Genomic DNA, 14,319 nt, shown 5'->3' with positions numbered 1-14,319 from the left:
AGAGATGCAGCGGCTATCTCGACCCCTTCGCGAGCAAGCTCGCTCCCACAATTTTTATGTCCGCAGGTAGATCTGCGGTGTTGTCATATTTGATGAGAGTGAGCTTGCTCACGATGGCTGACTATCGACCGCGGGATATCTGTCCCGATGGCGTAATAACACTCACCGGAACGCTTTCGTATAATGCCCATGCATGACCTCATCCCCCAACTTTTCTCCGCCCTCGTGCTGGGCCTGCTCGGCGGCGGCCATTGCCTGGGCATGTGTGGCGGGCTGATGGGCGCGCTCACCTTCGCCATTCCCAAGGAGCAACGGGGCCGACGCTTGCGCCTGCTGGTGGCCTACAACGTCGGACGTGTTTTCAGCTACGCCTGCGCCGGATTGCTGACGGGCATGGTCGGCTGGGCGGTCGCCAACAGTCCGGGGGCGATGCTGTTGCGGGTGATCGCCGGGCTGCTGATGATAACCATGGGCCTGTACCTGGCCGGATGGTGGAGCGGCCTGACCCGCATCGAAGGATTGGGCCGCTGGATCTGGCGTTACCTGCAACCGCTGGCCAGCCGCCTGATGCCGGTGTCGACGATGCCTCGGGCTTTACTGCTGGGCGCGGTGTGGGGCTGGCTGCCGTGCGGACTGGTTTACAGCACGCTGCTGTGGTCGGCGAGCCAGGGCAATGCGCTGCACAGCGGATTATTAATGCTCGCGTTCGGCGTCGGCACCTGGCCGGTGCTGCTCGCCACGGGGCTGGCCGCCGAGCGCATCACCGCCCTGCTCCGTCGCCGCAGCGTACGGGTGGCCGGCGGGCTGCTGGTGATTCTGTTTGGCCTGTGGACACTCCCCGGCCCCCATCAACAGTGGCTGATGGGGCACACGCCTCACACGATGAGTCACGGGATGGATCACACGATGACTCCTCACATGAACCATGCAGACATGGCCCACGAGTAATCGCTGCCCCGTCCATTGACCCAGATCAACGCCTTGATCTGGGCGCGCCTTACACTTCCCGCACCGCCAGCCTTCACGGGAACGCCCCCATGCTCGACGACCTTCGTTGGGATTCTGAACTCATCCGCCGATACGATCTGGCAGGGCCGCGTTACACGTCCTACCCCACCGCCGTGCAATTTCATTCGCAGGTTGGCGCTTTCGAACTGCTGCATGCACTGCGCGACAGCCGCATGGCGTCGCGGCCATTGTCGCTTTACGTGCACATCCCGTTCTGCGCCAACATTTGCTACTACTGCGCCTGCAACAAAGTCATCACCAAGGACCGCGGTCGCGCCCAGCTCTATCTGCAGCGCCTCGAACGCGAGATCAGCCTGATCGCCGCCCATGTCGATGATCGTCAGGTGGTCGAGCAGTTGCACTTCGGCGGTGGCACGCCGACCTTCCTCAGTCACGTCGAACTGCGTCAGCTCATGGCCCATTTGCGCCAGCACTTCACCCTGCTGGATGACCACTCCGGCGACTACGGCATCGAGATTGACCCCCGCGAGGCCGACTGGTCGACCATGGGCCTGTTGCGCGAACTGGGTTTTAACCGTGTCAGCCTCGGCGTGCAGGACCTCGATCCGCTGGTGCAGCGGGCGATCAACCGTTTGCAGAGCCTGGAAGAAACCCGCGCCATCGTTGAAGCCGCGCGCACCTTGCAGTTTCGTTCGGTGAACATTGACCTCATTTACGGCCTGCCGCTGCAAACCCCGGAGGGTTTTGCCCGTACCGTCGAGCACGTCATCGCCCTGCAGCCCGACCGTCTTTCGGTGTTCAACTACGCCCACCTGCCCGAGCGATTCATGCCCCAGCGGCGCATTGACACGGCGCAGTTGCCCAGCCCTGAGCACAAGCTGGAGATGCTCCAGCGCACCATCGAGCAACTGACCGGCGCCGGCTATCGCTACATCGGCATGGACCACTTCGCCCTGCCCGATGACGACCTGGCCATCGCTCAGGAAGAAGGCACGCTGCAGCGCAATTTTCAGGGCTACACCACCCACGGTCACTGCGACCTGATCGGCCTCGGCGTCTCGGCCATCAGCCGGATCGGTGGGCTTTATGCGCAGAACACCAACGATCTCACCGAATACCAGACCCTGCTGGCCAGCGACCAACTGGCGACCAAGCGCGGCTTGCGTTGCAACGAGGACGATCAGCTACGGCGCACCATCATCAGCCAACTGATCTGCCATTTCCGCCTCGATTTCGCCCCCGTCGAGGACGAATTTTCCATCCACTTTAGGGAATATTTCTGCGAGCAGTGGCCGCAATTGCTGACCATGGCCACGGATGGGCTGATTCACCTGGATTCGAAAGGCATCACCGTCACCCCGGCGGGACGTCTGCTGGTGCGCTCGATCTGCATGGTGTTCGACGGGTATCTGGGCGCGCAAAACCGTCAGCGCTATTCCCGGGTGATATAGGCCCGCGTGATCCAGGCATTTTCCGCCTGGAGCGGAGGAATCATTTCTGGCCATGGAGGCGCGTGGTAGTCGCAGGGTTAACCGCTGAGTTACCCTTACGACTTATGCGTGTTTCTGCAAAAGGAATTACCCGATGTCTGAGCCAGTCAAACTGCGCGCTCCCACCCAGGCTCACTGCAAGGACTGCAGCCTGGCCCCGTTGTGCCTTCCGCTTTCATTGAACCTGGAAGACATGGATGCACTGGACGAGATCGTCAAACGCGGCCGGCCGTTGAAGAAAGGCGATTTTCTGTTTCGTCAGGGCGACACCTTCGCTTCCGTCTACGCCGTCCGTTCCGGCGCGCTGAAAACCTTCAGCCTCAGCGACAGCGGCGAAGAACAACTCACCGGCTTTCACCTGCCCAGCGAACTGGTTGGGCTGTCCGGGATGGACGCCGAGGCGTATCCCGTCACGGCGCAGGCCCTTGAGACCACATCGGTGTGCGAAATCCCCTTCGAACGGCTGGACGAACTGTCGGTGCAACTGCCGCAATTGCGTCGCCAGTTGATGCGGGTGATGAGCCGGGAAATTCGCGATGACCAACAGATGATGCTGCTGCTCTCGAAGAAAACCGCCGACGAGCGCATCGCCACGTTTCTGGTCAACCTCTCCGCCCGCTTCCGCGCCCGGGGCTTCTCCGCCAACCAGTTCCGCCTGAGCATGTCGCGCAACGAGATCGGCAACTACCTGGGCCTGGCAGTGGAAACCGTGTCCCGGGTGTTCACCCGCTTTCAGCAGAACGAGTTGATTGCCGCCGAGGGCAAGGAAATCCGCATCCTCGATCCGATTCAGCTCTGCGCGCTGGCCGGGGGATCGCTGGAAAGCTGATGCATCATGGTCCGGGCGGGCTTAGACTGGCGTCTTTTGAGTCATGTCCTGCCCGAGATCCATATGATTTTCGACGAATTCAGCATCAAATCCCTCATCCGCCCTGTGGTGGATTTCCCCAAGCCCGGCGTGATTTTTCGTGACATCACCCCGCTGTTCCAGTCACCCAAGGCCCTGCGCCTGGTCATCGACAGCTTCATCCAGCGTTATATCGATGCCGAGTTCACCCACGTCGGCGCCATGGACGCGCGCGGGTTTCTCATCGGCTCGATCGTTGCGTATGAGCTGAACAAACCGCTGGTGCTGTTTCGCAAGCAGGGGAAATTGCCGGCGGACGTGTTGGCCGAGGCCTACCAGACCGAATACGGCGAAGCGCTGCTGGAAGTCCACGCCGACAGCTTGTGCGACGGGGATTCGGTTGTGATGTTCGATGACCTGATCGCCACCGGCGGCACGCTGGTCGCCGCCGCTAACCTGATCCGCCGCATGGGCGCGAAGGTTCACGAAGCCGCTGCGATTATCGATCTGCCTGAACTGGGCGGTTCAAAGCGCCTGCGTGACATGGAAATCCCGACGTTCTGTTTGACCGAGTTTGCGTTGACGGATAAGTAGGAAGCCACCAATGGAAGACGTCTGATCACAGCACCAGACGTCAGGCCAGCTGACACTGCTGCTCCTGAGCGAACACGATATTGTGGGAGTGAGCTTGCTCACGAAGAGGCCGGTACCGCCGCCAGATATCTAGCGGTAGGAAGGCCACCTTCGCGAGCAAGCTCGCTCCCACAGGTACGGTGTTTGCTGCAAGACAGCACGGTCTTGAAGTCCGGGATTTTGCCTACAACTGAATCGGCTTGCGCCCTGCGAACGAGTGGGCGAGCGTGCCGCCGTCGACCAGTTCCAGCTCGCCACCCAGCGGCACGCCGTGGGCAATGCGCGAGGTAACCAGGCCTTTGTTGGTCAGCAGTTGGGCGATGTAGTGCGCCGTCGCTTCGCCTTCCACCGTCGGGTTGGTGGCGAGGATGACTTCGGTGAACGAGCCCTGCTCTTCGATCCGCGCCACCAATTGCGGGATGCCAATGGCTTCAGGCCCTAGACCGTCCAACGGCGACAAATGCCCCTTGAGCACGAAATAGCGCCCGCGGTAACCGGTCTGCTCCACCGCATACACATCCATCGGGCCCTCGACCACGCACAGCAGCGTGTCGTCGCGACGGACGTCCGAGCATTGCGGGCAAAGTTCTTCTTCGGTGAGGGTGCGGCATTGTTTGCAGTGACCGACGCCTTCCATCGCCTGACTCAATGCCTGGGACAGACGCGAGCCACCGCTGCGATCACGCTCCAGCAGCTGCAACGCCATGCGCTGGGCGGTTTTCTGACCGACGCCAGGCAGAATGCGCAGGGAGTCGATCAACTGGCGAATCAGGGGGCTGAAGCTCATTGGAGAAACGTCCGACAAAAACACGAGACGCGGTTTATACCCGCGCCTCCGATTACCGTCAAATCAGGGTCATGAGACCTTGACCACCAGCTTGCCGAAGTTCTTGCCGTCGAGCAGGCCAATGAACGCGTCCGGCGCGTGCTCCAGACCTTCCACCACGTCTTCGCGGAATTTCACCTTGCCGTCCTTTACCAGCGGAATCATGGCCTGCATGAATTCTTCCAGACGGTGGTAATACTCTTCGTAGACGATGAAGCCCTGAATCTTAGCGCGCTTGGTCAGCAGCGTGCGCATTAACAACGGCAGTTGATTCGGCCCTTCCGGCTGGCTTTGGGCGTTGTAATGGGCGATCAGTCCGCACAACGGCACCCGCGCACGCTCATTGAGCAGCGGGATGACCGCTTCCAGCACCTTGCCGCCGACCAGTTCGAAATAGATGTCGATGCCGTTCGGGACGGCTGCTTTCAGCTGCTCCGCGAAATCATCACTGCGGTGATCGATGCAGGCATCGAAGCCCAGCTCGTCGACCACATAACGGCATTTGTCTTCACCACCGGCAACACCCACCACGCGCAGGCCATTGAGCTTGGCCACCTGACCCACCACCGAACCGACCGCCCCGGAAGCCGCAGCGACGACCAGGGTCTCGCCCGCTTTCGGTTTGCCGATGTCCATCAAACCCATGTAACCGGTGATGCCCGGCATGCCGAGCACGCCCACCGCCATCGAGGGGCTGGGCAGGTCTTTCGGCGCCATCAACAGGTTGCTGCCGTCGGAAATGCTGTGGGTCTGCCAGCCGGTCTGACCCACCACCAGATCGCCTTCCTTGAATTTCGGGTTGCGCGACTGCTCGACCACGCTGACCGCGCCGCCTTCCATCACCGCATCGATTTCCACCGGTGCCGCGTAGGACGGGGCGTCGCTCATGCGACCGCGCATGTAGGGATCGAGGGACAGATAGAGTGTGCGCAATTGCACCTGGCCGTCTTGCAGGTCAGGCAGCGCCTCGCGCTCGAGCCGGAAGTTTTCAGGGGTCGGTGCGCCCTGTGGACGGGATGCCAGGACCACACGCTGGTTGAGGATCAATTCTTGCGTCATCGGAATGGGCTCCATGATGAAGGGTTGCGAGGGTATAGACAGCAGACCGTGGGCAGCCGATCGGGTTCGGTCGGAAGTGGCGTCCCATATGACGCGCGTAATCCGGCGCGGCCCTGACGCCGTCCCCAAACAAAAATGCCAGGCACGAGGGCCTGGCATTCGGGTGTCACAACGGCCGTCCGATCAGAACGGCAGTTTCATGCCCGGGGGCAGCTGCATGCCGGCGGTCATGCTGGCGGTCTTCTCCTGGCTGGCCGCTTCGATCTTGCGCACGGCGTCGTTGACGGCTGCGGCGATCAGGTCTTCGAGAATTTCCTTCTCCTCTTGCATCAGGCTGTCGTCCAGGCTGACGCGCTTGACGTCGTGACGCCCGGTCATGACCACGCTGACCAGACCGGCGCCGGATTGGCCCGTCACTTCAGCGTTGGCCAGCTCTTCCTGCATCTTGGCCATTTTTTCCTGCATCTGCTGAGCCTGCTTCATCAGGCCTGCCATGCCACCTTTCATCATGGGAGTTACTCCTCGGAAGTCATTGGATAGAAAGTCGTTGAACAATCGGGGCGCCCCATCAGCTTAGCGCCCCCGGAAATCATTGGTCCTGAAGCAGCATCTAGACCGGCGCCTGCGCCGGCGCATCCACCGGCACAATCGTGTCCTCGCGAATGGACGCACCGAACTGCTGCATCATCTGCTGAATGAACGGATCGCCGTGAATCGCCGCCTCGGCCTGCTTCTGCCGATCGGCACGCCGACGCGCCGCTGCCTGAGCCGGGGTTTCCTGCTCGGGCTTGATCAGTTCGATACTCAGGTTGAGGGTGCGTTCATGGTATTGGTTCAGCGCGTCGTTCAGACGGCGCTGCTGCGTCGAGTTGAACAGCGCGCTGTGGGCCGGATCCAGGTGCAGCAGCCAGTTGTCGCCCTCCACCGAAATCAGCGTGCAGTTGGCGGCGATGCTGCCGGTCATGCCGGAAATCGGCAGTTTCGGGAACAGCTCAAGCCAGTCGGCTGCCAACCCGGTGGCGGGCTTGGCGGCCGGCAACAGCTCGGGCTCCTTCTCCACCGCTTCGACCGCTTCGTGGGCCAGGTCGTCAAGATAAGCGAACGACGCCGGGTCGATGTCGATGTCCGGCTCGTTGTAGTCGTCATCGGGCGGCGGCTCGTCGTCGCGGTCCATGGGCGCCGGCACGTAAGGCGTCGCGTCGGGCACGTGCTCGATCATCTGCAATGTCACGGCATCGGCGGCGGCTTGCCGTTGTTCTGACGACTCGACTTCGGGCGCTTCCGGCACAGGGCTCGCGGGGACCGGCACCGGCATTGGCGTCAAGTCAGGCTGCTCGGCGACAATGTCGAGGACGGGCTCGGGAATCTCGGCGACGGATTCGGAAGCGGGCTGCGCAGACGGCTCTGGTTCAGGCTCTGCCTCGGGCTCGGCAGCAGGGGCTGGCGGCGCGACCTTCGGCTCGTTCCAGGGCAGGTCGATCTCTTCCTCAGCCTTTGCCTTCGCAGGTTGAGCGTCGGGCACGGCCACCGGAGCAGGCTTGTCGATAACAGGCGCTGGCGACCGGGCGGTGATGGGGTTGGGTGCTGCGGATGCTGAACTCGCCACCGCTGTCCGGGAATCAACCGTGGCCGGGTTGATCCCCACTGACTTTAACGGCTGCGTCGGCGCGTTGTCGGCGTCTGCGGGCCGGAACGCCAGCATGCGCAGCAGCACCATTTCGAAACCGCCACGGGGGTCAGGCGCCAGCGGCAGATCACGGCGACCGATCAGGCCCATCTGGTAATAGAACTGCACGTCTTCGGCGGGCAATGACTGGGCCAGAGCCAGTACGCGATCACGATCGCCATGGCCATTGTCCACCCCTTCAGGCAGCGCCTGGGCGATGGCGACCCGGTGCAACACGTTGAGAATCTCCGACAGCACGCCGCTCCAGTCAGGGCCCTGTTCGGCCAGATGGCGCACGGCTTCAAGCAGCGAGCGGGCATCGCCCTCGATCAACGCAGCCAGCACGTCGAACACCTGGCCGTGATCCAGCGTACCGAGCATGGCGCGCACATCGGCCGCCAGCACTTTGCCTTCGCCAAAGGCAATCGCCTGATCGGTGAGGCTCATGGCGTCACGCATCGACCCATCGGCGGCGCGACCCAACAGCCACAGCGCGTCGTCTTCGAACGGAACGTTTTCCACGCCAAGGACGTGGGTCAAATGCTCGACCACACGCTCGGGCGTCATGTTTTTCAGGGAGAACTGCAGGCAGCGCGACAGAATGGTCGCTGGCAGCTTCTGCGGATCGGTGGTGGCAAGGATGAACTTGACGTAGGGCGGCGGCTCTTCCAGCGTTTTGAGCAAGGCGTTGAACGAGTGGCTGGAGAGCATGTGCACTTCGTCGATCAGGTAGACCTTGAAGCGGCCGCGACTGGGTGCGTATTGCACGTTGTCGAGCAGCTCGCGGGTGTCCTCGACCTTGGTGCGGCTGGCGGCGTCGATCTCGATAAGGTCGACAAAGCGGCCTTCATCGATCTCGCGGCACACCGAGCACTCGCCGCAGGGCGTTGAGGTGATACCGGTTTCACAGTTCAGGCACTTGGCGATGATCCGCGCGATGGTGGTCTTGCCGACGCCCCGCGTGCCGGTGAATAAATAGGCGTGGTGCAGGCGCTGGCTGTCCAGCGCGTTGATCAGGGCCTTGAGCACATGGGTCTGGCCGACCATTTCGCGGAACGAGCGCGGACGCCATTTACGTGCAAGAACCTGATAACTCATTGAAAACCGTCGCGACTGGGTTGCGGAAGACCGCCAATGCTAGCGGAGCAGGGGCAAAATTGCATCTGGTGTCCGACGCTTATCGCTTTATTATGGCTGGCCTGGCTCCGCAAGACGGCTCCGCGAGATGGTTCCCCCATAAGGTTCCGCACCTGGATTCCGAAGACACAGCAGGCTTGAAGCGTCGCACTGTTACTTCGAGGGATCCGGATGCGAGTGTGGGTGAGTGGCTTGGGACTTTTGGGCGCCGTGGAGTTACTGAGCGCACCTGCTGCGGCGCAAGGCCCGCCCCTGCGTTTCGCCGTGGCCGACAGTTGGTCGATGCCGCTGATGCAAGTGGGTCCCGACGGACCTGAGACCGGCATTCTTTTCGACATCATGGAAAGCCTGGCCCGGCAGATCGGCCAGACTGCTGAATATCGCGTGTATCCACGGCTTAGGGTGCAGGCGGCGACCGAGCGCGGTGATGTCGATGTGCGCTGTTACGCCGCGCAATCCTGGTTGCCGGACATGTCGGGCGACTACACCTGGAGCCTGCCACTGCTGACCCAGCGCAACGTGCTGGTGGGCAGTGCCTACGACACCGCACCCTTTCAGTTGAGCGCGATTCTCGGCGATCACATCGGCACCGTGCTGGGCTATGCCTACCCGGTGCTGGACCCGCTGTTCGCCACGCGCGATTTGATCCGCGAAGACGCCAGGCTCCAGGAACAGGTCCTGCAAAAGCTCGCGGCCCATCGCTACCGATACGCCGTGGACACCCAGTGGTCGCTGGACTGGTACAACCGCGACCAGAAAGCCGACGAGAAACTCAGGGCCGTGTGGATCATCGATGAACAGCCCGTGGGCTGCGTCGCCCGCAACGACCCTAGCGTACCCGCGCAACGCATCATGCGCACGCTGCTGAGGATGAAGATGTCCGGGGAGATCGAGCGGATTGTCGAGCGGTATCAGGTGCATTCGGGCAACCCCGACGACCCGTATTGAGGCTGCGCCGTTTTCCTGTTGTGAGACTGGCTGCGACCTTCGATTGTGGGGCTGGCGCCGATTGTAGGACCGGCTTTAGCCGGGAAAGCGTCATGTGACACACCGCAAGACTGATGGCGTACACACTGGCCTCTTCCCGGCTAAAGCCGGTCCCACTAAAATATCGCGCGCACTCAGTGGGACCGGCTTTAGCCGGGAAGGCATTAGGTGGCACACCACAAATTTGATGTCGCCTATCGCTGTAGCAATCCCGTCATATTCCCTCGCTAGGCTCCGGCGACACATGTTGTAACAACTCGACCTGCGAGCGCCCGCCATGACCAAGAAACCGGAAGATCCCGCACAGGCTTCGGCCCCCCAGACACCGGTGGATGGCAGCCGTCGACGCTTCCTCGGCGGCGTCGCGGTACTGGGCGCCGGCGCGACCCTCAGCGGTGTGGTGGGGGCGGCCGAAGCAGCCCCTGAAGGCAAGCCTGCGACGGACACCCTGTTGACCGGCCCGGCGCTGGACAAAGCGCTGCAGGACAACATCAAAACCATCGTGGTGATCTACGGCGAGAACCGCAGCTTTAATAACCTGTTCGCCAATTTCCCGGGCGTTGAGCACCCGCTTTCAGCCGTGAAAGCCGAGCAATACCGCCAGCGCGACCGTGACGGCAAGGTCCTCGACAGCCTGCCGCAGTGCTGGGGTGGCGTCTGCCAGATCGGCCCGCAAAGCGTCGACGGCGTCACCTACGCGACGGGCGTGCAGTATCAGGAAAACCTGCCCAACGCGCCCTTCCCCCTAAAAGGCCCGAGCGGCGAAGACCTGCCATTGAGCGTCGTTACCCGCGACCTGTGGCACGTGTTCTACCAGAACCAGATGCAGATCAACGGCGGCAAGAACGACGCTTTCGTTGCCTGGGCCGACTCCGGCGGCCTGACCATGGGCTACTACGCCCAGACCCAATATTCCCTGCGCTTGTGGGACGTTGCCAACGAGTTCGTGCTCTGCGACAACTTCTTCCAGGGCGCTTTCGGCGGTTCGTTTCTCAACCACCAGTACCTGATCTCGGCCCGGGCGCCCTTCTACCCGGACGCGGCGAACTCCCCCGCCAAGTCACAGATCGCCGTGCTGGAAAGCAGCGATCCTCTGGACTACCGGCTCAAACCGCTGGAGAAGTCACCCGCCAGCGCCATGACCGGCCCGCCGCAATTCGGCCCGAGCGCGTTGACGCCGGACGGTTACGGCGTCAACACCATGGCCCCGCCCTACTGGCCGACCTGGCTGCGGGACAAGGAGAAACCGGATTATTCGCAGCCGGGGCTGGCCAACGTGCTGGTGCCGCAAACCCATGACCACATCGGCGACAAGCTGTCGAAGAAGAACGTCGACTGGGCCTGGTACGCCGGCGCCTGGCAAGTGACGCTGGACGAGTACAAGGACTCGACCGGCATTCCGAAGATTCCGAATTTCCAGTACCACCACCAGCCGTTCAACTACTTCAAGCAGCAAGGCCCGGACAATCCGGCAGAGCGCAAGAAGCGCCTGCGCGACGGTGGCCTGGGGGATGAATCCAGCACCAATAAATTCCTCGCCGACGCCGAGGCCGGCAAGCTGCCCGCGGTGACCTTCTACAAACCCCAGGGCAACCTCAACATGCACGCCGGTTACGCCGACGTGGCTGCGGGTGATCGACATATCGATCGCGCCATCAAAGTGCTGCGCAACAGCCCGCAGTGGAAGAACATGGTGATCGTCATCACCGTCGATGAAAACGGCGGCTGGTGGGACCACGTCGCGCCGCCGAAGGGCGATCGCTGGGGACCGGGCACGCGGGTGCCGGCGATTGTCATCTCGCCGTTCGCGCGCAAGGGCACGGTCGACCACACGGTGTACGACACCGCCTCGATCCTGCGTCTGATTACGCGGGTGCATGGTCTGGAGAAACTGGAAGGATTGACCGAGCGCGACAACGCCATGGCGGCACGGGGGCAGACGCCGATGGGTGATCTGAGCAACGCGCTGCAGTTTCCGGTGTAGCTCGTTCCAGTGTAGCCGCGCGCGCAACCATCGCTGGCAGGTGGGCTGATCTTATGTGTAATCAAGCCGCCTGCCGACCGCCGGGCTCGTTCGGCAAGCAAACCGTAAGCACCGCCAGCACCACCGCGACCCCCGCAATCACCCCATACACCGCAACGAACGAACCGCTGACGCTGGCCAATAGCCCGGCGCAGTAATTGCCGAGCATGCCGCCGACGCCCTGCATGATGTTGGCGATGCCGAAGATGGTCACGGCCAGCGCCGCACCGCTTGCCATCTTTGACACGTACGCCGGGATCAGCCCGAAGATCGGGTAGAAGGCCACGGCGAACACGACGCCTGCCACGAGCGGCCAGTAGCCGGTCGGCGCGATGACCAGAATCAACGCCGCCGTCGCCACGCAGACGTACACCAGCAACATTGCCGCGCGCAGGCCGATGCGGTCCGACAACGCGCCGAGCGCCAGGCCGCTGAACATGCCGACGAAACCGATGCTGGCCCAGATCTGCGCGGTGTACTCGACGCCGAAGTTGAGCTCCGTGCGCAGGTAGGAAGACAGGTAGTTCTGAAACGGAAAGGTGGAGAAGCCGATCAGAAAATTCATCGACCAGACTGCATACACCCAGCCCTGCAGCGCCTCACGCAGAACGCCTCCACGTGGCGCGCCATCACTGGCACTTTCGTCGTTGCGCATAAAGAGCAGCGCACGTTTGAAGACCAGAAACACGCCGACGGCCAGGACGACCGTGATCAGCCCAACGATCCACCACACCGTGCGCCACTCGCCCTGGGGCGCATAAAACGGCACCAGCAGGCTGTTGATGAACACGCCGTAACTGGTGCCGCTCGACACCAGCCCCATGGCCATGCCGCGGTATTTGTAGGGCACGGCGCGCGCGATCACGTCGACCATCGGCACGAATACCGTTGCCGCCGTGCCGGCCAGAATCGTCAGCAGCAGACCGATCAGCACCGCGTTCTGTGCCAGGGGCATAAGGAGCAAGGCCAGCGCACACACGGCGCCCGATCCGAAAATCACCCAACCGCCGCCAACACGAGGCGTCAGCCATGCCGCCAGCAACGCACTGGCGAGAAACCCGGCCTGCCCCGCTGCGGTGATGGTGCCCACGTAGGCGATATCGAAGCCCAGGCTGGCGCGCATGTCCGGCACCAGTTGGGCAAAGAGGTAGATCCCGAAACCGTATGTGGCGGCCACGAGACCGGTAAGCAGTAACACAATCAGTGCGTTGATCCGCATCGTCGGCATCCTTGCTGAAGGCCGTCGCAGACGCGGCGGCACAGGTCGACCCGGAGCATCTCGTCTGGATCAAGCAAAGGCTAGCGCAAAACGTGAGGGTTACTGGCAGGGAAACGCGTTTTTCAACGCCGCGACAACCAGCACGGACTCATTCAGATGCAGACTCTCGGGATGCGCCTGCAAGGACTGCACAATGATGCGCATCGACTGAATCATCGGAATACCGCCCTCGGGCACGCACACCAGTCGGGGCAATCCGCCCGCTTCGTGGAACAGGTCCAGGGTGTCCATCGTCGCTTGCAGCACCCCGACGCAATGGCCGACACCCACGCCGTTCTGCGCCACGGCGCCGCTCATGCTGTTGATCCCGTCCTGGCATTCAAGCAGCAACTTGTTGCCGTCCGCCAGAGCGCCAGCGCTGACGCACAGCGCGAATAACGCCGACGCGGCCGCGATGGACTTCCTCATCAGCGTAGCCACAGTTCCTTCACCGAATGATCCGACGCCTTACGCACCACAAGGCTGGCGCGCTCGCGGGTCGGCAGGATGTTTTCCAGCAGATTGGGACGGTTGATGTCGTGCCAGATCTTGCGCGCCGCGTCCGGGGATTTCTCCGGCGGCAGGTCGGCCAGCTCGCGGAAGTAGGCGCCTCGCGCGCGAAACGCGGTGCGTTGCAGCATCAGAAAGCGCTCAACGTACCAGCGCTCGATGTCACCTTCTTCGGCGTCCAGATAGATCGAGAAATCGAAGAAGTCCGAGACGATGCTGCCCGGCTTCTGCCCGTCATTGCCCTCGGTCTGCAACACATTCAGCCCTTCGAAAATCAGAATGTCGGGCTGGCTGACCTTGAAGAACTGGTCCGGGACGATGTCGTAGCTGATGTGGGAATAGACCGGGGCGGTGATTTCCGGCGTGCCGGCCTTCAGGTCCGAGAGAAACTTGACCATGCGCTTGCGATCGTAGCTTTCCGGAAAACCCTTGCGGTGCATGATGCCGTCGGCGACGAGCCGGGCGTTGGGGTGCAGAAATCCGTCGGTGGTGATCAGATCCACCCGGGGATGATCCGGCCAACGCGCCATCAGCGCCTGCAGAACACGGGCGAAGGTGCTCTTGCCCACCGCGACGCTGCCCGCCACCGCCACCACATAGGTCTGGCGTTTGGCAGGGCGTCCGAGAAAGGTGTCCTTGATGCTGTCGAGGTTGCGTGCAGCGCTGACGTGCAGATTGATCAGGCGCGACAACGGCAGGTAGATGTTGGCGACATCCTCCAGCGAGATGTCCTCGTTCACGCCTCGCAGCGCGGCGAGGTCTTCTTCGGACAACGTCAATGGCGTACTGGCGCGCAGCCCCGCCCACTCCGCGCTGCTCATTACCAGATAGTCATCAGGGGCCATCAATCGCGTTCCAGTCAGGTGTCCGTATCGACAATGGTGCGAAGACTATCGTATTGATCCAAATGGAGG

Annotated in this window: 13 protein-coding genes; 6 read left to right on the top strand and 7 right to left on the bottom strand. The window is 62.3% G+C overall.

From position 1 onward, the window contains the following. The first annotated feature begins 189 nt into the window (after window positions 1–189). From IFT47_RS22745 to IFT47_RS22730, 4 genes are all read left to right on the top strand, one after another. Window positions 190–948 carry a sulfite exporter TauE/SafE family protein gene (locus IFT47_RS22745; RefSeq protein ID WP_192174211.1) on the top strand — a complete coding sequence of 253 codons (759 nt, stop codon included), beginning with the start codon at window positions 190–192 and terminating at the stop codon, window positions 946–948. 89 nt (window positions 949–1,037) lie between these two features. Next, entirely contained in the window at window positions 1,038–2,420 is a 1,383-nt protein-coding gene (gene hemN / locus IFT47_RS22740; RefSeq protein ID WP_192174210.1) for an oxygen-independent coproporphyrinogen III oxidase, read from the top strand. Window positions 2,421–2,553: 133 nt separating this feature from the next. After that, window positions 2,554–3,288, top strand: coding sequence for a fumarate/nitrate reduction transcriptional regulator Fnr (fnr, locus tag IFT47_RS22735; RefSeq protein WP_192174209.1), 735 nt, complete (start codon window positions 2,554–2,556; stop codon window positions 3,286–3,288). Between the two features lie 63 nt (window positions 3,289–3,351). Next, on the top strand, window positions 3,352–3,900 hold the full coding sequence (locus IFT47_RS22730) for an adenine phosphoribosyltransferase (RefSeq protein ID WP_192174208.1): 549 nt from the start codon (window positions 3,352–3,354) through the stop codon (window positions 3,898–3,900). Window positions 3,901–4,123: 223 nt separating this feature from the next. Here the strand turns inward: IFT47_RS22730 and recR are convergent, their stop codons facing one another. The 4 genes from recR to dnaX all read right to left on the bottom strand — a co-directional run bounded on the left by recR (window position 4,124) and on the right by dnaX (window position 8,588). Beyond that, window positions 4,124–4,726 carry a recombination mediator RecR gene (gene recR, locus IFT47_RS22725; protein WP_065988697.1) on the bottom strand — a complete coding sequence of 201 codons (603 nt, stop codon included), beginning with the start codon at window positions 4,724–4,726 and terminating at the stop codon, window positions 4,124–4,126. 69 nt (window positions 4,727–4,795) lie between these two features. Beyond that, entirely contained in the window at window positions 4,796–5,824 is a 1,029-nt protein-coding gene (locus IFT47_RS22720) for an NADP-dependent oxidoreductase (RefSeq protein WP_192174207.1), read from the bottom strand. A 183-nt stretch (window positions 5,825–6,007) separates the two neighbouring features. Beyond that, on the bottom strand, window positions 6,008–6,334 hold the full coding sequence (locus IFT47_RS22715; protein WP_037011416.1) for a YbaB/EbfC family nucleoid-associated protein: 327 nt from the start codon (window positions 6,332–6,334) through the stop codon (window positions 6,008–6,010). A gap of 100 nt (window positions 6,335–6,434) precedes the next feature. Continuing rightward, window positions 6,435–8,588, bottom strand: a complete 2,154-nt coding sequence (dnaX, locus tag IFT47_RS22710; RefSeq protein ID WP_192174206.1) for a DNA polymerase III subunit gamma/tau — start codon at window positions 8,586–8,588, stop codon at window positions 6,435–6,437. A gap of 210 nt (window positions 8,589–8,798) precedes the next feature. On the opposite strand from dnaX, the gene IFT47_RS22705 reads away from it, so the two are divergent. Both IFT47_RS22705 and acpA read left to right on the top strand, forming a co-directional pair. Then, a complete protein-coding gene (locus IFT47_RS22705; protein WP_192174205.1) occupies window positions 8,799–9,575 on the top strand; it encodes a substrate-binding periplasmic protein in 777 nt (258 codons plus the stop codon). A gap of 316 nt (window positions 9,576–9,891) precedes the next feature. Then, window positions 9,892–11,598 (top strand): acid phosphatase, encoded by a 1,707-nt coding sequence (acpA, locus tag IFT47_RS22700; protein WP_192174204.1) that lies wholly within the window; start codon window positions 9,892–9,894, stop codon window positions 11,596–11,598. A gap of 61 nt (window positions 11,599–11,659) precedes the next feature. On the opposite strand, the gene IFT47_RS22695 is transcribed toward acpA, so the two are convergent. The 3 genes from IFT47_RS22695 to coaA form a co-directional block, all read right to left on the bottom strand. Next, entirely contained in the window at window positions 11,660–12,856 is a 1,197-nt protein-coding gene (locus IFT47_RS22695; RefSeq protein WP_192174203.1) for an MFS transporter, read from the bottom strand. Between the two features lie 99 nt (window positions 12,857–12,955). Then, on the bottom strand, window positions 12,956–13,324 hold the full coding sequence (locus IFT47_RS22690) for a Rap1a/Tai family immunity protein (protein WP_192174202.1): 369 nt from the start codon (window positions 13,322–13,324) through the stop codon (window positions 12,956–12,958). Continuing rightward, window positions 13,324–14,250: a type I pantothenate kinase gene (gene coaA / locus IFT47_RS22685; RefSeq protein ID WP_074889248.1), complete on the bottom strand. Its 927-nt coding sequence runs from the start codon at window positions 14,248–14,250 to the stop codon at window positions 13,324–13,326. The genes IFT47_RS22690 and coaA overlap by 1 nt, the downstream gene beginning before the upstream one ends. Window positions 14,251–14,319 lie beyond the last annotated feature (69 nt).

Origin of the sequence: Pseudomonas sp. CFBP 13711 (assembly GCF_014842265.1) — a bacterium.
Classification (GTDB): Bacteria; Pseudomonadota; Gammaproteobacteria; order Pseudomonadales; family Pseudomonadaceae; genus Aquipseudomonas.
The sequence above is the reverse complement of the archived record's forward strand: the minus strand, read 5'-3'. Positions and strand labels throughout refer to the sequence as shown.

Bases quoted from the DNA above. Each gene is read 5' to 3' on its own strand.
- IFT47_RS22745 (WP_192174211.1), top strand. From the start codon at position 190: ATGCATGACCTCATCCCCCAACTTTTCTCCGCCCTCGTGCTGGGCCTG.
- hemN (WP_192174210.1), top strand. From the start codon at position 1,038: ATGCTCGACGACCTTCGTTGGGATTCTGAACTCATCCGCCGATACGAT.
- fnr (WP_192174209.1), top strand. From the start codon at position 2,554: ATGTCTGAGCCAGTCAAACTGCGCGCTCCCACCCAGGCTCACTGCAAG.
- IFT47_RS22730 (WP_192174208.1), top strand. From the start codon at position 3,352: ATGATTTTCGACGAATTCAGCATCAAATCCCTCATCCGCCCTGTGGTG.
- recR (WP_065988697.1), bottom strand. From the start codon at position 4,726: ATGAGCTTCAGCCCCCTGATTCGCCAGTTGATCGACTCCCTGCGCATT.
- IFT47_RS22720 (WP_192174207.1), bottom strand. From the start codon at position 5,824: ATGACGCAAGAATTGATCCTCAACCAGCGTGTGGTCCTGGCATCCCGT.
- IFT47_RS22715 (WP_037011416.1), bottom strand. From the start codon at position 6,334: ATGATGAAAGGTGGCATGGCAGGCCTGATGAAGCAGGCTCAGCAGATG.
- dnaX (WP_192174206.1), bottom strand. From the start codon at position 8,588: ATGAGTTATCAGGTTCTTGCACGTAAATGGCGTCCGCGCTCGTTCCGC.
- IFT47_RS22705 (WP_192174205.1), top strand. From the start codon at position 8,799: ATGCGAGTGTGGGTGAGTGGCTTGGGACTTTTGGGCGCCGTGGAGTTA.
- acpA (WP_192174204.1), top strand. From the start codon at position 9,892: ATGACCAAGAAACCGGAAGATCCCGCACAGGCTTCGGCCCCCCAGACA.
- IFT47_RS22695 (WP_192174203.1), bottom strand. From the start codon at position 12,856: ATGCGGATCAACGCACTGATTGTGTTACTGCTTACCGGTCTCGTGGCC.
- IFT47_RS22690 (WP_192174202.1), bottom strand. From the start codon at position 13,324: ATGAGGAAGTCCATCGCGGCCGCGTCGGCGTTATTCGCGCTGTGCGTC.
- coaA (WP_074889248.1), bottom strand. From the start codon at position 14,250: ATGGCCCCTGATGACTATCTGGTAATGAGCAGCGCGGAGTGGGCGGGG.